This is a genomic window from Lysobacter sp. BMK333-48F3 (assembly GCF_019733395.1).
GTDB lineage: Bacteria > Pseudomonadota > Gammaproteobacteria > Xanthomonadales > Xanthomonadaceae > Lysobacter.
In genome coordinates this window covers 2,639,080-2,659,582 of sequence record NZ_JAIHOO010000001.1, presented here as the reverse complement: position 1 = coordinate 2,659,582, position 20,503 = coordinate 2,639,080, and the positions used below count along the sequence as shown (strand labels likewise).

The 20,503-nt window shown below is 70.9% G+C and carries 12 protein-coding genes and 1 riboswitch; of the genes, 2 read left to right on the top strand and 10 right to left on the bottom strand.

From position 1 onward, the window contains the following. Positions 1–157: 157 nt before the first annotated feature. Complete coding sequence (gene hrpA / locus K4L06_RS11245) at positions 158–4,288, bottom strand: ATP-dependent RNA helicase HrpA (protein ID WP_221671472.1); 4,131 nt, start codon at positions 4,286–4,288, stop codon at positions 158–160. Between the two features lie 134 nt (positions 4,289–4,422). Between hrpA and K4L06_RS11240 the strand changes: the two genes are divergently transcribed. Together K4L06_RS11240 and recQ are read left to right on the top strand one after the other, a co-directional pair. Next, complete coding sequence (locus tag K4L06_RS11240) at positions 4,423–4,989, top strand: Dps family protein (RefSeq protein ID WP_221671471.1); 567 nt, start codon at positions 4,423–4,425, stop codon at positions 4,987–4,989. Positions 4,990–5,313: 324 nt separating this feature from the next. Continuing rightward, positions 5,314–7,131 carry a DNA helicase RecQ gene (gene recQ / locus K4L06_RS11235; RefSeq protein ID WP_221671470.1) on the top strand — a complete coding sequence of 606 codons (1,818 nt, stop codon included), beginning with the start codon at positions 5,314–5,316 and terminating at the stop codon, positions 7,129–7,131. Between the two features lie 57 nt (positions 7,132–7,188). Here the strand turns inward: recQ and K4L06_RS11230 are convergent, their stop codons facing one another. From K4L06_RS11230 to K4L06_RS11190, 9 genes are all read right to left on the bottom strand, one after another. Beyond that, positions 7,189–8,784, bottom strand: coding sequence for a POTRA domain-containing protein (locus K4L06_RS11230; protein ID WP_221671469.1), 1,596 nt, complete (start codon positions 8,782–8,784; stop codon positions 7,189–7,191). Positions 8,785–9,099: 315 nt separating this feature from the next. After that, complete coding sequence (locus K4L06_RS11225; RefSeq protein ID WP_305068578.1) at positions 9,100–10,524, bottom strand: collagen-like triple helix repeat-containing protein; 1,425 nt, start codon at positions 10,522–10,524, stop codon at positions 9,100–9,102. 515 nt (positions 10,525–11,039) lie between these two features. Then, positions 11,040–11,909, bottom strand: coding sequence for a PhzF family phenazine biosynthesis protein (locus K4L06_RS11220; RefSeq protein ID WP_221671467.1), 870 nt, complete (start codon positions 11,907–11,909; stop codon positions 11,040–11,042). 256 nt (positions 11,910–12,165) lie between these two features. Continuing rightward, the gene (locus K4L06_RS11215; RefSeq protein WP_221671466.1) at positions 12,166–12,387 is read right to left on the bottom strand and encodes a DUF6289 family protein; all 222 of its coding nucleotides are present in this window, start codon (positions 12,385–12,387) and stop codon (positions 12,166–12,168) included. Positions 12,388–12,536: 149 nt separating this feature from the next. Beyond that, positions 12,537–12,758: a DUF6289 family protein gene (locus K4L06_RS11210; RefSeq protein ID WP_221671465.1), complete on the bottom strand. Its 222-nt coding sequence runs from the start codon at positions 12,756–12,758 to the stop codon at positions 12,537–12,539. Positions 12,759–13,318: 560 nt separating this feature from the next. Then, positions 13,319–13,966 carry an HAD hydrolase-like protein gene (locus K4L06_RS11205; RefSeq protein ID WP_221671464.1) on the bottom strand — a complete coding sequence of 216 codons (648 nt, stop codon included), beginning with the start codon at positions 13,964–13,966 and terminating at the stop codon, positions 13,319–13,321. Further along, positions 13,963–15,138, bottom strand: coding sequence for a phosphoglycerate kinase (locus K4L06_RS11200; RefSeq protein ID WP_221671463.1), 1,176 nt, complete (start codon positions 15,136–15,138; stop codon positions 13,963–13,965). The genes K4L06_RS11205 and K4L06_RS11200 overlap by 4 nt, the downstream gene beginning before the upstream one ends. 741 nt (positions 15,139–15,879) lie before the next feature. Continuing rightward, entirely contained in the window at positions 15,880–17,256 is a 1,377-nt protein-coding gene (locus K4L06_RS11195) for a DUF3999 domain-containing protein (RefSeq protein ID WP_221671462.1), read from the bottom strand. Between the two features lie 17 nt (positions 17,257–17,273). Further along, on the bottom strand, positions 17,274–20,024 hold the full coding sequence (locus K4L06_RS11190; protein ID WP_221671461.1) for a DUF2339 domain-containing protein: 2,751 nt from the start codon (positions 20,022–20,024) through the stop codon (positions 17,274–17,276). 122 nt (positions 20,025–20,146) lie between these two features. Next, positions 20,147–20,440: riboswitch (cobalamin riboswitch) on the top strand. Positions 20,441–20,503: the final 63 nt, after the last annotated feature.

Here is a 20,503-nt window from a genome sequence, read left to right as displayed (position 1 = left end):
GGCGTGAGCCGCGACCGCCGCAGCGGTGCGATACCACGCCGGTGGCCGAAGGCCGGAGCGTCCGGGCTTCGGCCACCGCGCTTGCATATGTCGCTGCGGTTGTCGCGGCTTACGCCGCTCCTACAAAAGGCCCCAATCCCAATCCCAATCCCAATCCCTAGCTTGAACGCAGCGACGCAAGCCGCTGCGCCAGCTTCTTCGGCGAGACGCCGCCGCGCACGCCCAGTTCCTGGGCGAACAGCGACACCCGCAGTTCTTCGATGTCCCAGCGCAGCGACTGCCAGCCGGCCTCGTTCTCGCGCCCCTGCGCCGCGGCCTGCGCGTAGGCGTCGACGAAAGGCTTGAGTTCGAGCATGCGCGCCTGGTCGCGCACCGGATCGCGCAGGGCGCGCTCGCTGCGCACCGACAAGGCCTTCAGATAGCGCGGGTACTCGGCCAACACCGAGGTCGGCACCGCGCGCAGGAAGCCCGGCGGGGTCAGCGTCGCCAGTTGCGCGCGCATGTCGTCGAGGTTGCCGCTGGCCCACCCCATCAACGGCGATTCCAACCGTGCGCGCACCTCGGCGACCGCGGTCAGGATGCCCTCGGCCTGCTTCAGCCGCTCCATCGCCTCGCCGAACAGGCGCTTGGCCACCGCTTCGCGGCGCGCTTCGAACGCGGCCGCGTCGCGTACCGCCAGCAGTTCCTCGTCGCTGCCGAACAGCGATTGCAGGGCGCCGTCGACCAGGTCCTCGCGCAGCCGGTCGCCGTCGCGCGGCCGGTCCTGCGCGGCGCGGCCTTGCGGCGTACTGGCCTGCGCGTCGCGGGTCGCCGACGCGCGCTCCTGGCGCGGCGCGGCCGATTCGATCGCGGCATACAACAAGCCGGTCTTGGGCTGCACCGGCAGTTGCTTGCGCGCCTGTTTGAGCTTGTCGCCCAGGCCCAGCGCCAGCAGCCGGCGCACGCCGTCGGGGTGGGCGCGCTGCGCCGCGTCGCGCTCGGCGTGCACGCGCAGAGACACGCTGTCGCCGTCGTCGTGCAGGGCCGGGAAGGCCGGCACTCCGGCCGCGCCCGGCACCGACACCGGTATCGCCTGCTCCGGGAAGACGGTCAGCCCGCGCTGGCCCAGACCGTCGGCGGCGCGCGCCGCGAACGCGCGCGCGGCGCGCTCGCCGAAGCGCGCGCGCAACTCGTCCAGATCGCGCGATTCGGCCAGCACCGCGCCCTCGCCCTTGCCGCGCCCGCCCGGCGCGTCGAGCAGGCGCAGGTTCATGCGCAGATGCGCTTCGATCGTGTCGGGCTCGAAATCCGTCGCCGCCACCTCCACCCCGGTGAGCTTGCGCAGGAACCGCGCCAGCGTCCCGGCCAGGTCGTCGGCCTCGGGCTTGGGATGGGCCTCGTAGAAGGCCTTGGCGAAGTCCGGCGCCGGGACGAAATTGCGGCGCAGGATCTTCGGCAGCGACTTGATCAGCGCCGCGGCCTTGTCGGCGACGAAGCCCGGCGCCAGCCACGACAGCTGGGACGGGTCGAGCGCGTTGAGCAGGTGCAGCGGCACCGCCAGGGTCATGCCGTCGTCGGCCGCGCCCGGTTCGAAACGGTAGCGCACCGCCAACCGCGCATTGCCCAGTTGCAGGTACGGCGGGAAGCGCGCGGCCTCGCTCTCGCCGCCGATCATCAGATCGTCCAGCGACCATTCCAGCGCCGCCTTCTCCTGCGCCGGCAGCTTGCCGTACCAGGCGTCCAGCGCCTGCACGTTGTGCGCCTGCGCCGGCAACCGGTCGAGGTACCACTGCGCCATCCATTCCTCGTCGACCACCAGGCCGGCGCGGCGTTGCTTGGCTTCCTCTTCGCGCGCCTTGGCCAGCGTCGCCAGGTTGCGCGCCAGGAAGCCGGCGCGGGTGTTGATCTCGCCGGCGACCAAAGCGTCGCGGGCGAAGATCGCCCGGCTTTCTTCCGGATACAGCGCGCCGTAATGCACCGGCCGCTTCGGCGCCAGCACCAGGCCGAACAGGCTGATCTGCTCGCTGCCGACCACCCGCCCCTGCGAGCGCGCCCAGCGTGGGTCGTGGTGGCGCCGCGACAGCAGGTGCGGCAATTCCTGGATCGCCCAGTCCGGCTCGATCGCGGCATTGGTCATCGACCACACCCGCTCGGTATCGAGCAGGGTCGCCGACAGCACCCACGGCGGCGGCTTCTTGGCCAGCGGCGAACCGGGGAACAGGGTGAACTTGCGTCCGCGCGGGCCGTCGTACAGCCCCTTGTCGCCGCGGAAACCGATCTGGGTCGGCAGGCCGGCGATCAGGGCGCGGTGCAAAGTGGCGTATGCCTCGGGACTCGGGACTGGGGATTCGGGACTCGAGGAGCTGCGACGGTCCGCTTCTGCGAGTCCCGGGTCCCGAACCCCGAGTCCCGTCTCCTCGCACACCAGTTTCAGCTGCCGATGCAGCTCGCGCCATTCGCGCATGCGCAGGAAGCCGAGGAAGTGCTTGTCGCACCAGGCGCGCAGCTTGGACTGGGTCAGTTCCTGGTGCGCGACCTGGTAGGCCTGCCACAGCTTGAGGATGCCGACGAATTCCGAGCGCGGGTCGGCGAACAGCGCGTGCGCGTTGTCGGCCGCGGCGCGCTGGTCGGCCGGGCGTTCGCGCGGGTCCTGGATGCCGAGGAACGAAGCGATCGCGATCATCTCGCGCAGGCAGCCGTGCTGGTCGGCGGCCACCAGCATGCGCGCCAGCTTCACGTCGACCGGCAGGCGCGCCATGGCGCGGCCGATCGCGGTCAGCTTGCGCTGCTCGTCGACCGCCCCCAGTTCGCTCAATTGCTGCCAGCCGTCGGCGATGGCGCGGCCGTCGGGCGGTTCCAGGAACGGGAATTCCTCGATCTGGCCCAGGCCCAGCGAAAGCATGCGCAGGATCACCCCGGCCAGGGCGGCGCGGCGGATTTCCGGGTCGGTATAGCGCGGCCGCGATTCGAAATCGGCCTCGCTGTAGAGGCGGTAGCAAGTGCCTTCGCTGATGCGGCCGCAACGGCCCTTGCGCTGGTCGGCGCTGGCCTGGCTGACCGGCTCGATGTGCAGCCGGTCGAGCTTGCCGCGCGGGCTGTAGCGCTTGACCCGGGCCAGGCCGGGGTCGACCACGTAACGGATCCGCGGCACGGTCAGCGAGGTCTCGGCGACGTTGGTCGCCAACACGATGCGCCGCTTCGGCCCGGGGTTGAACACCCGGTCCTGGTCGCGCACCGACAAGCGCGCGTACAGCGGCAGCACTTCGGTCTCGCGGTACTTGCGCCGCTCCAGGGCCTGGTGGGCGTCGCGGATCTCGCGCTCGCCGGACAGGAACACCAGCACGTCGCCGCGCGGATCCTCGCGGGTGATTTCGTCGCAGGCCGCGACGATGCCGTCGTTGACGCTGCGCGCGGGATTCGGGACTCGGGATTCGGGATTCGCAGAAGCGGAGCGTCGCGGCTCTTCGAGTCCGGAGTCACGAGTCCCGAGTCCCACTTCGTCCAAAGGCCGATAGCGCACGTTCACCGGATAGCCGCGTCCCTCGACGCTGACCACCGGCGCGCCGCCGAAGTGGGCGGCGAAGCGCTCGGTGTCGATGGTCGCCGAGGTCACGATGACCTTCAGGTCCGAACGCTTTTTCAGCAGTTGCTTCAGATAGCCGAGCAGGAAGTCGATGTTGAGGCTGCGTTCGTGCGCCTCGTCGATCAGGATGGTGTCGTAGGCCGACAGCCAGCGGTCGGACTGGATTTCGGCCAGCAGGATGCCGTCGGTCATGAACTTGACCGCGGTGCGTTCGCCGACGTTTTCGTTGAAGCGCACCTGGTAGCCGACCGCGCCGCCGAGCGGGGTGTTCAACTCCTCGGCCACGCGCCGCGCGACCGCGCGCGCGGCGATCCGGCGTGGCTGGGTGCAGCCGATCAGGCCGGCTGCGCCGCGGCCCGCGGCCAGGCACAGCTTCGGCAACTGGGTGGTCTTGCCCGAACCGGTTTCGCCGGCGATCACCACCACCGGATGCTTGCGGATCAGCTCGACGATGGTGTCGGCCTGGGTGGCGATCGGCAGCGACGGGTCGACCGGCGCCTGCGGCAACGCCGCCGCGCGCGCCTGCCGCTGCGCGACCGACGCGGCCAGGGCCTGGGCGAACGCCGCCTGCGCGGCGGCATCGCCGGGCTTGCCGCTCCAGCGCGACCACAGCCCGTGCAGGCGGCTGCGGTCGCGGCTCAGCGCGCCGTCGATCGCGCGCCGCGCCTGCCGTAACGCGGCGCTCGCATCGCCATGACTAGACTGTTTGGAAGACTCGGTATTCATCGATAGATCGTCTGCATCGCAGCGCTAGAAACAAACCATTTCACATCCGCGGCGACAGCGCCTATTGTCGCCGCTAATGCCGGCACCATATCCGGCAAGCGTCCACCCCATCCGCATCGGAACAGGAGTCCCGCATGGCCAAGTCCACCAAGTCCGACAAGACCAAATCCGGCAAAACCAAGGCCGCCAACCCCGCCCCCTCGCCGGCCCCGGGCGATGGCGCGCCTTCGATCGATATCGGGATCTCCGCGACCGATCGCAAGACGATCGCCGAAGGCCTGTCGCGCTTCCTGGCCGACAGCTACACCCTGTACCTGAAGACCCACAACTTCCACTGGAACGTGACCGGGCCGATGTTCAACAGCCTGCACGTGATGTTCGAAACCCAGTACACCGAGCAGTGGACCGCGCTGGACGAGATCGCCGAGCGCATCCGCGCCCTGGGCTACAACGCGCCGGGCTCGTACGCCGAATTCGTGCGCCTGAGCTCGATTCCGGAAGAACCGGGCCTGACCGACGCCGCCGACTGGCGCGAAATGGTCCGCCAGCTGGTGGTCGGCAACGAGGCCGTGTGCCGCACCGCGCGCAAGGTACTCGACCAGGCCGACGACGTCGACGACGCGCCGACCGAAGACCTGCTGACCCAGCGCCTGCAGACCCACGAGAAGTACGCCTGGATGCTGCGCTCGCTGCTGCAGTAATCCCGCCGTCGCGGTAACGGAACCGCGCAGCGTATTGCCGGCGGCCGCGATCGCGGCCGCCGGCGCCTGCATCGCAAGCGCCCCCGGACGCCATCGCATCGGGCCCGGCTATGCCTCGCGCCGGCCGGCAGCCGCGCATCATACCGGCCGCGAACCGGCCGTGCCCGTCGTTGTTGGAAGCTTCGCCCGGCCCTGCCGCGGCGCCCATCCGCTGCCCCCAGCCTGAACCGAAACCTGCGCCGACGCCGGATCGGGCCGGATTCCGACCCCGCCGCGCGCCTTGCGCCGACCGGCGCCGCCGGAGCAGCCGTTAAACTAGCGCGCATGTCCCCCGCACTCGAACGGCTCCACCGCGTCTTCGGCCATACCGCGTTCCGCGGCGAGCAGGCGCAGATCGTCCAGCACGTGACCGACGGCGGCGACGCCCTGGTGCTGATGCCCACCGGCGGTGGCAAGTCGCTGTGCTATCAGCTGCCCGCGCTGCTGCGCGAGGGCTGCGGCCTGGTGGTCTCGCCGCTGATCGCGCTGATGCAGGACCAGGTCGAGGCGCTGCGCCAGCTCGGCGTGCGCGCGGCCTATCTCAACTCGACCCTGGACGCGGCCGCCGCGGCCGAGGTCGAACGGCAGTTGCTGGCCGGCGAGCTCGACCTGCTCTACGTCGCGCCCGAGCGGCTGCTGGGCGCGCGCTGCCTGAACCTGATCGACCGCGCCCGGATCGCCCTGTTCGCGATCGACGAGGCCCACTGCGTATCGCAATGGGGCCACGATTTCCGCCCCGAGTACCGCGAACTCACCATCCTCCACGAGCGATGGCCGCAGATCCCGCGCATCGCCCTGACCGCGACCGCCGACGCGCCGACCCAGCGCGAGATCGCCGAGCGCCTCAACCTGGAGGATGCGCGCCGCTTCGTCAGCTCCTTCGACCGACCCAACCTGCGCTACCGGGTGGTGCACAAGGACAACGGCAACCGCCAATTGCTGGACTTCCTGTCCGGCCACCGCGGCGAAAGCGGTATCGTCTACGCCTTCTCGCGGCGCCGGGTCGAAACCGTCGCCGAGCAACTGGTCGCCGCCGGCATCCATGCCCTGCCCTACCACGCCGGCATGGACGCGGCGCTGCGCGCCGGCAACCAGCGCCGCTTCCTGCAGGAGGACGGCGTGGTCATGGTCGCGACCATCGCCTTCGGCATGGGCATCGACAAACCCGATGTGCGCTTCGTCGCCCACGTCGACCTGCCCAAGTCGATCGAAGGCTATTACCAGGAAACCGGCCGCGCCGGCCGCGACGGCGAGCCGGCCGAGGCCTGGCTGTGCTACGGCCTGGGCGACGTGGTCAACCTGCGCCAGCTGATCCAGCAGGGCGAGGCCGGCGAGGAACGCAAGCGCCTGGAGCTGCGCAAGCTCGATTCGCTGCTGGGCTATTGCGAGTCCACCGAGTGCCGGCGGCAGTCGCTGCTGGGCTGGTTCGGCGAGGCCCATGCCGGCGCCTGCGGCAATTGCGACAACTGTCTGGATCCGCCGCGCAGCTGGGACGGCACCGAAGCCGCGCGCAAGGCCCTGTCCTGCGTCTACCGCACCGGCCAGCGCTTCGGCGCCGGCCACGTCATCGACGTGCTGCGCGGGGTGGAGAACGAAAAGATCTCGCGCTTCGGCCATGAGTCGGTGAGCACCTACGGCATCGGCCGCGACCTCGACGCGCGCCAGTGGAGCAGCGTGTTCCGGCAACTGGTCGCCGCCGGCCTGCTGGAGGCCGACATCGAACGCCACGGTGCGCTGCGCCTGACCGCGGCCAGCGCGCCGGTGCTGCGCGGCGAGCGCAGCCTGCGCTTCCGCGCCGAAACCGCCAAGGCCAGCGGCGGCGCGCGCCGCTCGCGCAACGGCGGCGGCGCGGCGGCGGCCGCGGCGATGGAACTGGACGAGGACGCCATGGTGCGCTTCAACGCCTTGCGCGAATGGCGCTCGAGCACCGCGCGCGAGCAGAACGTGCCGGCGTATGTGATCTTCCACGACGCCACCCTGCGCGCGATCGCCGAACACGCCCCGGAAGACCTGGACGAACTCGGCCGCATCCCCGGCATCGGCGCCAGCAAGCTCGAGCGCTACGGCGATGCGGTGCTGCAGCACCTGTTCGACCACAGCTGAGGCTAAAGGGACGGAGGGGGTTAAGCAGGGCTTAACCCCCTGCGTCCCTTCGCTGTCTCACTGCAGCCGGTAGGAGAAGGTCAGGTTCCAGCGCGGCTTGCGGTCGTCGGTTTCCAAAGGCAGGTCCGCGGTCGGCTTGGCGTAGGCGAAATCGACGTTGTAGTGGCGGTTGTCCGACAGCCGCACGCCCAGGCCGACCGAGCCCAGGTCGTCGATCGGCGGCGTGCCCGCGTTCGACGACACCCGCGCGTGCTGCACCACCAGATACGGCACCACCGACTTCATCCAGCGCGCCTGCGGGCGGAAGTTGCGGCTCAACTCCAGCGATGCGCCCCAACCCTTGTCGCCGGTGGCTTCACCGGGGTCGTAGGCCAGGGCGAAACGCGAGGCGCCGAAGCTGATCTGTTCCGAGGAAGGCAATCGGTCGCGGCTGTACTGCCCGGTCGCGCGCAGCACCGCCAGGTAGCGCTGCTCCTGCCAGCTGCGGCTGTGCGCCAGGCCCAGGCTGTAACGGGTGAAGGCCACGTCGCTGGGCGCCGGCAGCTGCACCCCGGGCAGGTTGGTCAGGGCCGCCGATTGCGCGCCCCAGGCGTCGAAGCCGCGGCCGACCGCCAGGCTGACCTGGCTGGCGCGGTCCTTCTTGGCCTGGGCGTAGTCCAGCGACACCTGCGCCACCCGGGTGCGCGAGCGCTGGTCCAGCCAGACGCCGTTGTCGAGGTTGCGATAGATGTCGGACTGGTTGGCGCCGTACAGCCCGGCGCCGACGAACAGCGAGCGCTCGGTGCGCAGCAGGATCGGATAGCGCGCGCTCAGCGCCAGCCGGTCCTGTTCGACCCGATGATCGAGGAACGCCGGCAGCGGGCTGCGCGTGGCCGGCTCGCCGCGATAGCGCGAGGCATCGGCGCGGCCGGTCCAACCGTCGCTGCCGAACAGCTGCGAATAGCCCGCGCCGTAGAACCGCTCGTCGCCGCGCCCGTCCGGATACAGCGCCGACAGCGTCCATTGCTCGGCCAGCGGGGTCAGCGCATTGAGGCTGAGACTGATCAGACCCTGGGTGCCGGGATGGTTGAACTCCAGCGCCCAGGTCGCGTCGTAGCGCTTGGCGGCGACATTCAGCTCCAGCGTGGTCGCGCCGTCGGTGGTGGTCGGCGCCGGCACGTTGATGCCCAGGGTCGCCCCGGGCAGGAAACCGAGAATCTGGGTGTAGCGCTCGAAAGTCGCCTGGCGCAGCGGACGGTCGTCGAGGATGCGCTGGGCGATCGCGCGGATCTTGCGCTCCAGCTTGCCCGGCTTGCCGCTCAGGCGCAGTTGGGCGACATATCCCTCGACCGCGATGATCCGCACCACGCCGTCGGCGAAATCCTGGGTCGGCACGTAGCAGAACGACAGCGCATAGCCTTGCTTGCGGTACAGATCGCTGCAGGATTGCGCGGCCGTCAGCAGTTGCGCGACGGTGATGGTCTTGCCGGCGAGCGGACTGAACAAGGCGGTGACCTGCTCCGCCGGCACCGACTTGACCCCGGACACGTCGAACCGGCTCGGGGTGAGCTGCAAGGCCAGCAAGGCCTCCATTTCCGGGTTCTGCTGCGGCGCCACGGTGGTGCGCACCGCCGGTTCGGCGCGCGGCGCGGGCGCCTGGGGCAGGGTTTGCAAGGGATTGCCGGTCGGCAATCGGGTCTGGGAATACGCCGGGGCGGCGCCGCCTGCCGCCAGCGCCAACGCGAGTAAGCAATGCCGCTCCCACGCACTCGTCCGCATGCACGACCCCTGTTCGTTGCGCCGGGCGCAGGCTATGCCGTGCCGCCCTCACCTTCCTCGTGCGCGACGCCGCGTCGTGGTCCTTGCGGCGCCGTCGCGATGCAGCCGATGGCTGCATCGCATCGTTCCCGAGCGAGCGTGATGCCGGCGTCGCGACGCGGGAACGGACTCGGCGTCCGTTCCCGCGCGCACGCTCCCCTGCTCATTCGCTTACTTCTTCTTGCGCAACAGACCGGTGCCGAGCAGGCCATCGGTGCCGCCGACCGCGCCGCCGAGCAGACCGCCGTTCTGGTTGTTGAGCGGAGTCGCCGCCGCCGCGCCGTTGACGACCGTGTTCAAGGCCTGGGTCACCGGCTGCAGCACGCCGCCGTTGGTCCCCGCCGCAGCGGTACCGCCGACCGTGGTCACGACATTGCCGGCGCTGGACACCGCACCGCCGAGCGCGCTGGTCGCCGGCGCCAACGGCGTCGACGCACCAGTGCTGGCGACTGCGGCGCCGAGGTTGCCGACCGTGCCGCCGAGCCCGGCGACGCCACCGGCGGTCGAGCCGCCGGTGATGCCGACCGGGTTGGCGATGCTGCCGGCATTGCCCATGCCGGCGCTGATGCCGGCACCGACCGTGCCGAGGTTGCCGCTGACGCCCTGCACCGCGCCGCCGACCAGGCCGGCCGCGCCGCCCGGTACCGGCGCCGCGGCGATCTGGCCGCCGAGCGTGCCGCCGGCGGCGGCCACGCCCGAAGTCACGCCGCCGACGCTGCGCGAGACGTTGGCGACCAGGTTGCCGCCGCCGCTGCCTCCGGTGGTGCCGCCGTTGGCCTGACCGATGCCGGCCGCCGGATTGAGAATGCCGCTGACCGCGCCGGTCAGGGCCGTGCCCGTCGAACCTTCGACCAAGCCGCCGACCTTGCCGCCGGTGGTCTTGATCGCACTACCCGCGGTCGACACCAGGCTGCCGGCGGCGCTGGTCAAGGGCTGGATCGGCGAGCCCTGGAAGGCGCCGACGGTAGCTACGGTCTTGCCGAGATCGTCGACCGTGGTACCGGCGTTGATCACCACCGTATCCAGGCCGGCCGCGGTGGTGCCGACCGGGTTGGCGATGTTGCCGGTCTGGCCCAGGCCGCTGCTGGTCGCGGTGCCGAGGCTGCTGACGGTCTTGCCGAGGTCGTCGACCACGGTCGCCAGGCTGTTGGCGGTCGGCGTGTTGCCGCCGAGCAGCGCCTGGTTGGGAATCTGTCCGCTGAGGCCGCTGATGGCGCCGCCGACGCTGTTGAGCAGGTTGCCGCCGGTGGTCGCGACCGAACCGATCGGATTGCCCGGTACCGAGGTGCCCGTGCCGGGGCTGCCCGGACCGCCTGGGGTCCCGCCGCCACCGCCGCCCGAACCGCCGCCACCGGAACCGCCGCCGCCCGAGCCCCCGCCGCCGGAACCGCCGCCACCGGAGCCGCCACCGCCCGAACCGCCGCCACCGGAGCCGCCGCCGCCCGAGCCGCTGCCGTCGCCGCCGCCCGCACCGGGGTTGAAACTCGATTTGACGCCGCCGGAACCGGAACAGCCGGTGGTCGATACCGTCGCCGCCGCGATGCACGCGGCGAGCAGGCTATAGGAAAGGGCCTTGAGCAAGGTCTGCGAGTCCATCACGTCCTCCTGTGGCGGCGTGCGGCCGCCTCGTGCCTGAGATGGTCAGCCAGGCCGCGCTCGCTGGGGGCACGTCATCGGGCCAGGCATCGATAACACACGTTCGGGGTGCTTTTAGGTGTGTATCGCGATTTAGCCTGCTCCCGTTCATCGCAAATAAAACGTGACGAAAATCTCATTTACAGATAGAAGTGCTTCGCTTTCTGACGGCCGGCATTGGTCGTGAGCGAAGGTGATTTTCGTTCATTTCCTCGGGCTGAAACGCGAACTTCCCGCGCGACAGGACACGGTCGGGACGGGATCGGCCCGGCCGGATCCCGAGCCCTCGGCCAGCCTCGAACGTCGGCGGACCAACGACCACCCGAACGTGCTCCATGCGTGTACGTACGCAGGCAGGCCGCATCGCCGCCCGCGGAGCGGTGCCACAAAACCTTTCAGGCATTTATTGCGCAATCTGCGCATCGACTACGCATCGGCGGCGATCGCATTACGCATCGCAGCACGCGCGGCCGCGCTCACCACACCAGTTCGCCGCGGATCGTCGCCTGCACTGCGCCGCCGATCCAGACCTCGCCGTCGTCGTCCACGCGCACCTCGACCCAACCGTCGCGTCCGACTTCGCGCCCCTGGCTGACCCGATACGCGCTGCCGGAAGCGATGCGCCCGGCTTCCAGCAGGGCCGCGGCGATCGCCGCATTGGCGCTGCCGGTGACCGGATCTTCGTCGATGCCGTCGCTGGGGCAGAACGCGCGCACCGTGTAGTCCGCGCCGTCGGCGCCGTCGCTGCGGGCGAACACCGCCACGCCGAGCGCATCGCCGTCGGTGGCGGCGCGGATCGCGGCGAAGTCGGCGCGCAAACCGCGTACGCCGGCTTCGTCGGCGAGCTCCAGCAGCCACCAGCGCGGCCCGTTGTCCCACAAACGCAAGCCGAGCGCGCCGCGCGCGATGCCGGCGAAGGCTCGCTCGAGCGCAAGCCGGCGCATCTCGTCGGCGGCGCAAGGCCGCGCACGCGGCGCGCGCACGGCGATGCGAATGCCGTTCTCGTCGCGCCGCACGCGCACCGGCAAGCGGCCGGCCGCGCAGTCCTGGAACAGGCTATCGGCATCGGCCGGCACCAGTCTCGCGTCGAGCGCCGCCCAGGCCGCGCCGACGCTGGGATGGCCGGCGAACGGCAGTTCCTGGGTCGGAGTGAAGATGCGCACGCGATAGTCCGCGCCGGCGCCCGGCGGCAACAGGAAGATGGTTTCCGGCAGATGGGTCCAGGCGGCGAACGACTGCATCCGCGCCGGGTCCAGGTCGTCCGCGTCCAGCACCACCGCGAGCGGATTGCCGGCGCCGACCCGCTCGGCGAACACGTCCAGTTGCAGGTAGCGGCGCGGCTTCATGCGCGCAGCCTAGCGGTTATCGCCGCAGCGCGCCGAAGATCGGCGAACGATAAGCGCTGCATGGTGAAGTACGACGCGGCCGGACCGCGCTGCGCTAGAAGAAGGACGGCGCGGCCTGACGTCCGCACTGCGCTACAAGGGGGACGGCGCGGCCTAACGGCCGCACTGCACGGCAAAAAGGGACGGCGCGGCCTAACGGCCGCACTGCGCTACAAGGGGGACGGCGCGGCCGAACGGCCGCACCGTCCGCCGTCGTTCAATCGCAATACCAGGTGCGCTTGTCGTAGGTCGCGGTGCGATCGCCCCAGGACAGGTATTCGCCGCTGCAGTGCGCGGTCGCGCCGCCGACGACTTCGCCGTCCGGGCCGAAGTAGGTGATCGAATAACCCTGGCCCGGCGGCGCAGCCAGGACGTTGCCGGCCAACGCGAGCGCGCCGGCGAACGCGGCCACGGCCGCGGCGGTGATCAAGTGACGCATGTGAGTCTCTCCTGTCGTGACGACGATCGATAAGACGACTGCGCCCATGCGGCTCGCGCGACCGCTTGCGCGGACGGAAGGCCCGCGCGGGCGGGCCCTCCGGCGACGCGACCGTCGCAATGGCCGGCATGGGATCCGGCGCGCGGGACTCAGCTCTCGACCGCGCAGCCCTGCACGAAGCGCTTGTTCTCGGTGACCGTGCCCCAACGGCCGTCGGCGGCGCCGCAGCCCGCGGTCCACTTGCCGACCTGCGCGCCTTCGGCGTTGTAGTAGTACCAGGTGCCCTGCCAGCTGTTGGCCAGTGCATTGAACGACACGCTACCCGCCAGCGCCACCGCGAACACGGCAGCGAACATTCCGATACGACGCATGCAGTCTCTCCCTTTGGTGCGGCGCTCATTCGCCGCTCGCGCACCATAGGCCAGCCCTGTCGCACCGGCATAAAACCGGCGTTAAGCGATTGTGATCACTTTTCGCAAACGTGATTGCTATCGCGATTGCCGCGGGATGCGGCGAAACGCAGCCGTCGCCTTAGCCTGGAGTCCGGCCTCGTCGCCTGTAGGAGCGGCGTGAGCCGCGACCACGGGACGCGCAGAGGAAACAACGCCGGCGCGAACGATCGGAGCCTGGACGCTCGGGTGCCGGCATGGAGTCAGGAGCAAATCCCCCCCTGCCCCCCTTTTTCAAAGGGGGGAACTGCAAAGGCAGCTCCATCGGACCATCGGACCATCGGACCATCGGATGATCGGACCACCGAGAACCGAGCGCGTCATCGATCGCCCCCTTTGAAAAAGGGGGCCAGCGCCCGGCGCAAGCCCGGCGGCTGAGCAGCGCATGCAGCGCGGGGGGATTTGCTGTCGCTGGTCGTAACAGCGACCAAGCCTCCCCCGACTTACCCTCTTCGAAGCGGGACGCCTCGCTCGCGCCGCACTCAGGCCGCGAACAACGCCGGCAGCTGCGCCGGCGTGTGCGCCAGGCGCTGTGCGCCGGCCTCGCGCAGTTCGTCTTCGCTGCCGAAGCCCCACAACACGCCGATGTTGCCCATGCCGTGCTCGGCCGCGCCTTCGATGTCCATGCGCCGGTCGCCGATCATCACGCAGTCCTGCGCGCGCAACCCCAGGCGCCGCAGCGCTTCGCCGATCAGATCGACCTTGTGGGTCAGGCGGCCGTCGACGGTCGAGCCGATCACGTCGTCGAAGCGCTCGCCGAACGGCAGGTGGGCGAGGATCTTGCGCGCATTGTCCTCGTTCTTGGCGGTCACCACCGCCAGTCGATGCCCGGCCGCGTGCGCCGCATCCAGCATCTCGGTCACGCCGTCGTAGACGGTGTGCTCGGTCCAGCCTTCGCGGCCATAACGCTCCAGGTACAGCGCCACCGCCTGCTCGACCCGCGCCGCGTCGCCGAGCAAGGGGGCGAAGCTGGTGCGCAAGGCCGGCCCGATCCAGCCGCGCAGGGCCGCGTCGTCGGGCACCGGATGCTCCAGCCGCTCGAAGGCGTAAGCGATCGAGCGGGTGATGCCGAGCGAGGAATCGATCAGGGTGCCGTCGAGATCGAAGAACAGCGCGTGCCGGGCGCTCACGCCGCGCGCTGCTTGAGCGCGGCCACCGCCGGCAGTTCCTTGCCTTCCAGGAATTCGAGGAAGGCGCCGCCGCCGGTGGAGATGTAGGACACCTCGCCGGCGATCTCGTACTTGTCGACCGCGGCCAGGGTGTCGCCGCCGCCGGCGATCGAGAACGCCTTCGACGCGGCGATCGCGCGCGCCAGCGTTTCGGTGCCCTTGCCGAAGGCGTCGAATTCGAACACGCCGACCGGGCCGTTCCAGACCACGGTGCCGGCGTTCTTGATCAGCTCGGCGTAACGCGCGGCGGTGTCCGGGCCGATGTCGAGGATCATGTCGTCGGCCCCGACCGCGTCGACCGCCTTGACCGTGGCCGGCGCGTCGGCGGCGAAGGCCGGCGCCACCACCACGTCGGTCGGCACCGGGATCTCGGCGCCGCGCGCCTTGGCGTCGGCCATGATCTTCCTGGCGGTTTCGATCAGGTCGTTTTCGACCAGCGACTTGCCGACGCCATGGCCCATCGCGGCGATGAAAGTGTTGGCGATGCCGCCGCCGACGATCAGCTGATCGACCTTGGACACCAGCGAGGACAGCAGTTCCAGCTTGGTCGAGACCTTGGAGCCGGCGACGATCGCCAGCAGCGGCCGCGCCGGGTTGTCCAGCGCCTTGGCCAGCGCGTCCAGCTCGGCCATCAGCAGCGGGCCGCCGGCGGCGATCTTGGCGTGGCGGATCGCGCCATGGGTGGAGGCCTGGGCGCGATGCGCGGTGCCGAAGGCGTCCATCACGAACACGTCGCACAACGCCGCGTACTGCTTGGACAGGGCTTCGTCGTCCTTGCCTTCGCCGACGTTCATGCGGCAGTTCTCCAGCAGCACCAACTGGCCCGGCTGCACGTCGACGCCGCCGACCCAATCCTTGACCAGCGGCACCTCGATGCCGAGCAGTTCGGACAGGCGCCGGGCCACCGGCGCCAGCGAATCGGCCTGGCTCCACTGGCCTTCCTTCGGACGGCCCAGATGCGAGGTGACCATCACCGCCGCGCCCTTCTCCAGCGCCAGCTTCAGGGTCGGCAGGGCGGCGAGGATGCGCTGCTCCGAAGTGATCCGGCCATCGTCGATGGGCACGTTGAGATCTTCGCGGATCAGCACGCGCTTGCCGGCGAGATCGAGATCGGTCATGCGGACGATGGACACGGGGCCTCCTGGGGCGATGCGGGGAATGTGGGCGGGGGACGCAGCCGGCAGCAGCCGGCGCTGGGCCGACTATTGTCGCGGCGCGGGGGGCCGAAAGGAACCTTCGGGGCTGAATGGCGGGGATTGGGGATTGGGGATTGGGGGTTAGGACTGCAAAGCGGCTGCCATTGCCTCTGCTCTTGCCTTTGCCTTTGCCTTTGCCTTTGCCTTGAAGAGCTTGGCGCCGCAGCGAACTCGCGAGAACGCCCTGAAGCCCCGGAGGGCGGGCCGCAGGGACGCGGCCCGTGCGCAGCCAGGCCAGGGATGGCCTGTGCGGAGCAGCCCGGCGCAAACCTCGTCCCATAGTGGCTCTTGATTCGAAACAGTTATGGCGTTTTCTTTGGTTACTTTTGACCGAAGGAAATCCCGTGGGACTTTGTCGCCTTGGACAAAGAAAGTGACCCGGCCGCTTGCGGACGGAAGCTTTGCCTTAAGAGCTTTAGAGCTTTGGCGCTTTAGAAGCCTTCGAACGACAGACGCCGCGAGACCGCAACAGCGCGGTCGCGGCTTGCGCCGCTCCTACAAGGGCACAGGACAAAGACGCGGCGAAAGGGCGAGATGGCGGTCGCGGCTTACGCCGCTCCTACAGAGGGCGTAGGACAAAGACGCGGCGAACGGGCGAGAGCGCGGTCGCGGCTTACGCCGCTCCTACAGAGGGGGCAGGACAAAGACGTGGCGAGCGGGTGGGATGGCGGGCGCGGCTCACGCCGCCGGCGGCGGGCCCGAGCGCAGCAGGCTGAAAGCGAAACCGGCGACGATCAGCGCGCCCGCCACCAGCACCGCCCACAGCACCCACGAACGCCAATCCCGCTTCGGCTCCGGCGGCACCAGCGCCGCCTCGCCCGCCAAGGCCGCCGAGGCGCCCAGACTGGCCTCGGCCGGTTGCCAATCGCTGCCGCGGCGCTGGCGCAAGGTCTCGATCAACTCCGCCAACGGCGAATCGGCGCGCGCCGCGCGCGCGCTGCCGGCGACCAGGGCGTACGGCGGCTCGCCCTGGGCCAGGAACACCGCGACTTCGGGCCGGTAGCCCAGGCGCAGCACCGGCTCGCCCGGCACCGCGCCGTTGGCGCGCAGCCGCCAGTGGCGGTCGCGCACCGTCGCCGCCAACTGGCGCGCAGCCGAGCGGTCGCCGGCGCCTTCGCCATCGACCCGGTACGCCATCCACGGCCCGGCGCGCGCGACCCAATGCCCCTCGGCCGTGTCGCGACTGCTCAGCCGCCACTCCAGGGCGTGATTGCCCGGCAGGGCCACGTCGGCCTGCTGGATCGGAAAGCGCCCGTCGAGCTCGAATTCGAACTCGACCCGGCCCTCGCTCTGTTCGACCCGCCGCCCGGTGAGCTCGCGCCACTGCAAGGGCGCGGTCGCCGCGTCCGCGGCCAGCTCGGCCACCACTGCGCTGATCGGCGCCGCCGCGTTCGGATCCTGCGGGGTCAGGCGCAGATAGCGCGCCTGCTCGCCGACCGGATCGAACACGATGCGCCGCTGCAGCAAGCGCTGGCCGCCGCGCTGCAGGTCGAGCAGCCGGCCGCTGCTCGACACCGCGCGCCATTGGTCGAGATCGTCGCTGGCCTCGACCCGGTACGCCGCCTCCAGCGCGGCGCCGGGCGCCCATTCCAGTTCCAGCGCCAGGATCGGCGAGCGCAGCCGGCTGGCGTCGATCAACAACGCGGTCTGCGGCGCGCGCGCGCCGCCGGTGCTGCGCGCTTCGACCCGGCGCAGGCGCCCGTCGGTTTCGACTTCGCTGATCAACTCCCAACCCGCGCCGGCCGCGTCCGCCGGCGCGGCCGGCAAGGCGAACCACGGCAGGCTGGCGCGTTGCGGCGCGCGCGCCAGCGGTTGTTCGGGCGCGAACACCGCCGCCGGCACCGGCTTGCCGGCGCTGTCGAGCACGTCGAGGTCGCGCAATCGCGCATCGCGCGCCTGGCGGTACACCGACTCGTCCAGCACCACCCGGTAGGCGCCGCCGTCGTCGCGGCCGAGCCGCAAGGGCCACTGGCGCGCGTAGTCGTCGCGGGGCGCGGCGACGGCGGCGAGCGGCAGCAGGCACAGCGCGGCGAACGCGCGCGGCAGGGAACGCAACGCAACAGTCGGGAAGTTCAAACGCCGGTCTCCGCGGAGTCGGATGAAGTAGCCGTCGAGGACGAAGAACGCGCTGCCGGCGCCGCAGCGGACGGCGGCGCCGGCGCGAAGTAGCCGACCACGGTGCACAGCAGGCCGTAGGCGATGAACGAGGCGATGCCGAGCAGATTGCCGAGGTGGCCGCGGTCGACCAGCACCAGCTTGGCCAGCACCACCGCCATCAGCACCGCGCCGGCCAGCCACAGGCCGCGCTGGCCGCGGCGCGAGCCGGCGATCCAACCGGCCACGCCGAGCACGCTCCAGACCACGGTCAGACTGGTCTGCACCAGACTGGTGTCGAACATCGACGGCCCCCAGGGCACTCCGCCCCAGGCATGCGCAGTGCGCAGCACTTCCAGGGTGATCAGGCCGAACCCGGCCGCCGCCAGCAACGGCACGCGGCGCCGGCCCAGGCCGGCATCGACCAACGGCGAGGCCAGCCACACGCCGGCGATCGCCAGCGCCGCCCACTGCAGCAGGCCGAGCGGATTCAGCAGCGGCAACCACGGCAGCGGCGAGGACCGCGCCGGATCGAAGGCGTACAGTGCGATCGCCAGCCACGCCGCCAACAGGAACGAGGCCAGCGCCGGCGCGCGCCAACGCGGCAACTGCGCCGCCACCGGCCAGCCGATCGCGCGCGGACGCCACAACAGCAGGGCCGCGCTCGCCAGCACCGGCAACAACACCGCCGCGGCGCTCCAGCCACTGCCGTAGACCTCGTCGACCGGCACCGTGCGGCCGTCGGGCCGCAGCCAGCGGTGCAGGCCGATGCCGATCGCCAAGGTCCAGGCCCACAGCCAGCCGGCATGGGCGAAACCGAGTTCCGGTCCGGCGCGCTCGCGCAGCGCGGCCAGGCTACGCGCGCCGCACAGCGCATACACCGCCCAGGCCAGCCAGCCCAGTGCGGCGAACGGCTGCCCGTGCGCTTCGACCTGGGCGAACACCAGCGGCACCGCCGCGAGCAGGGCCAAGGTCGCGGTCGCCGACAGCGCGCGCCAATCGTGGCGGCGGAACACCTCGGCCGCGGCCAGGCCGGTCGCGGCGACCAGCATCAGCACCGCATCGACGCGTTCGCGCGCAATCACAAACTCGGCGATCTCGCTGCCGACCGCGCCCAGCCACCAGGCCAGGCCCCAGACGTAATACGGCAGGGCCAGTCGCGGCGCGTCGCTGCGGCGATGGCTCCAGGCGCTGGCGAAACCGGCGACGGCGATCAGCAGCGCGCCGGCGAAGCTGGCGTTGAGCAGCGGCCGCTGCGCGTCCCACACCGCATCGCTGGCGCCGATCGCGAACGCGAAGGCGGCCGCCAGTTGCAGGCCGGCGCCGGTCAGCTGCGGCAGCAGGCGGTGCTGGCGCAGGCCCAGCCAGACCAGGGCCGCGCCTTCCAGGGCGAACACGCAGGCGGTGGCTTCGGCCGCCAGGGCCAAGGGGATCGCCAGGGTCGCAAAGCCCACCGCGAGCAAGGCATAGGGCGTGGCCAGACCGACGAAGCGCGCATCGCGGCGCAGCGCCGCGGCCAGCAGCGCGTACAGCGCGCCCAGGCCCAGCGCGCAGAACGCCAGCGGCATGCGCTCGCCCTCCAGCAAACCCGCTTGCAGCGAGAACGCGATCAACGGCGTGCCGAACACCAGGCAGCCGTCGATCAGGTCGCGCCGGCCGGCGGCGCGGCGGCGCGCGTACAGCACCGGGATCAGCAGATAGAAGGCGAAGAACAGCAGCAGGAACGGTTCGGTGCTGGCGAAGTGCTCGGCGCGGTAGCGCAGCACGCCCCACAGCGTGCCGATGCCCCAGGTGAAGGCGAAGCCGAGCAGGTTCAGCGCCCGCCACGGCCGCCACCAGGCGATGGCGAAGATGCCGGCGTTGAGCACGGCGTAATAGCCGAACAGGGCGACGTGGTTGCCCGAGCCGGTCGACAGCCAGATCGGCGCGAGGAAGCCGGCCAGGATCGCGAACACCGCCAGCGCCAACGCGTTCTGCCGCACCGCCAGCACCCCGGCGCCGGCCACCAGGGCCACGCTGAGTCCGAACGCGGCCGCGGCCGGGATCATCCCGTACAGCTTGAACGCGGCGAACACCACCAGCAGCAGCACGCCGATCGCGCCGCCCTGCAGGCTCAAGGCGAACGCGCGCTTGCGTTCGCGCTGGCGCCAGCCGAACACCAGGCCGGCCATCGCCGCCAGGGCCACGCCGCTCAGGCGCAACTCCATCGGCAGGCGCATCCAGCCCTGGTCGCTGGCGTACTTCAGCAAGGCGGCGACGCCGGCGAACAACACCAGCACGCCGACCTTGACCGGCACGTTGCCTTCGCTGAACCAGCGCCGCAGCCAGCGCAGGCCGAGGGTGAACACATCCGGCGGCGGCGGTGCGGCCGGCGCGCGCGGCGCGCGCGGCGCGGCCGGGCGCGGCGGCAAGGGCGGCGGCGCGGCGCGCGCGGCCACCGGCGGGGCCGACGGCAACGGCGGCGGCACAGGCGATGCGGACGCCGGATCGTCCTGGGCCGCGACGACCGCTGGCGGCGCGACGGCCGGGACCGGCCGCGGCGGCGCTTCGCCCGCCATGCGTTCGGCCAGGGTCGGTTCGCGCGTCTCGGCCTGGCTGCGCAGGCCGGCCAGCGCGCGCTCCAGTTCGCTCACCCGCGACTTCAGCCCGGCGATCTGGACCAGGGCGACCACGAGCAACACCGGCACCAGCAGCACCGCCAGCGCCAGCAACACGAGTAGTGATTCCATCACGCTTTCCCGGTCCTTATGGCGCGCACGTTACACCATGCCGGGCTTGGCGATTAAGGGGCTTGACTCTCTTCGCATCTCACTGCCTCACCATATATCGCGTTGACGGATCGCGCGAACCACACTATGTTGTGCCCGTCGGTGCCGGTCGCGAGATCGGCTGAAAAGGGAAGCCGGTAGGGGCAAGGCGTTGGACGCCGCCCGAAGCCGGCGCTGCCCCGCAGCGGTATGGGAAACGAACGGGTCATGGCACTGGGCGGAGCGCCTGGGAAGCGGCCTTAGTAGGAGGAACGAGCCGAGAGCGCAGAGACCTGAGCAGCGAACGAGCGGCGCCCCGCTCTCACTCTCATGTCTCTGCGCTCTTTCTCGCTCTGAAGTCCCGAGCCCGAAGACCTGCCGACAGCCGCGCGCCTGCACACCGCGCGGTACCGGCCCAGGAGTCTTCGGGGGAAGACGGCCGGTGTCGCAACGCGAGGGCC

What these genes read in the sequence shown, in the direction of transcription:
- hrpA (WP_221671472.1), bottom strand. Translation starts at nt 4,288, where the DNA reads ATGAATACCGAGTCTTCCAAACAGTCTAGTCATGGCGATGCGAGCGCC.
- K4L06_RS11240 (WP_221671471.1), top strand. Translation starts at nt 4,423, where the DNA reads ATGGCCAAGTCCACCAAGTCCGACAAGACCAAATCCGGCAAAACCAAG.
- recQ (WP_221671470.1), top strand. Translation starts at nt 5,314, where the DNA reads ATGTCCCCCGCACTCGAACGGCTCCACCGCGTCTTCGGCCATACCGCG.
- K4L06_RS11225 (WP_305068578.1), bottom strand. Translation starts at nt 10,524, where the DNA reads ATGGACTCGCAGACCTTGCTCAAGGCCCTTTCCTATAGCCTGCTCGCC.
- K4L06_RS11220 (WP_221671467.1), bottom strand. Translation starts at nt 11,909, where the DNA reads ATGAAGCCGCGCCGCTACCTGCAACTGGACGTGTTCGCCGAGCGGGTC.
- K4L06_RS11215 (WP_221671466.1), bottom strand. Translation starts at nt 12,387, where the DNA reads ATGCGTCACTTGATCACCGCCGCGGCCGTGGCCGCGTTCGCCGGCGCG.
- K4L06_RS11210 (WP_221671465.1), bottom strand. Translation starts at nt 12,758, where the DNA reads ATGCGTCGTATCGGAATGTTCGCTGCCGTGTTCGCGGTGGCGCTGGCG.
- K4L06_RS11190 (WP_221671461.1), bottom strand. Translation starts at nt 20,024, where the DNA reads ATGGAATCACTACTCGTGTTGCTGGCGCTGGCGGTGCTGCTGGTGCCG.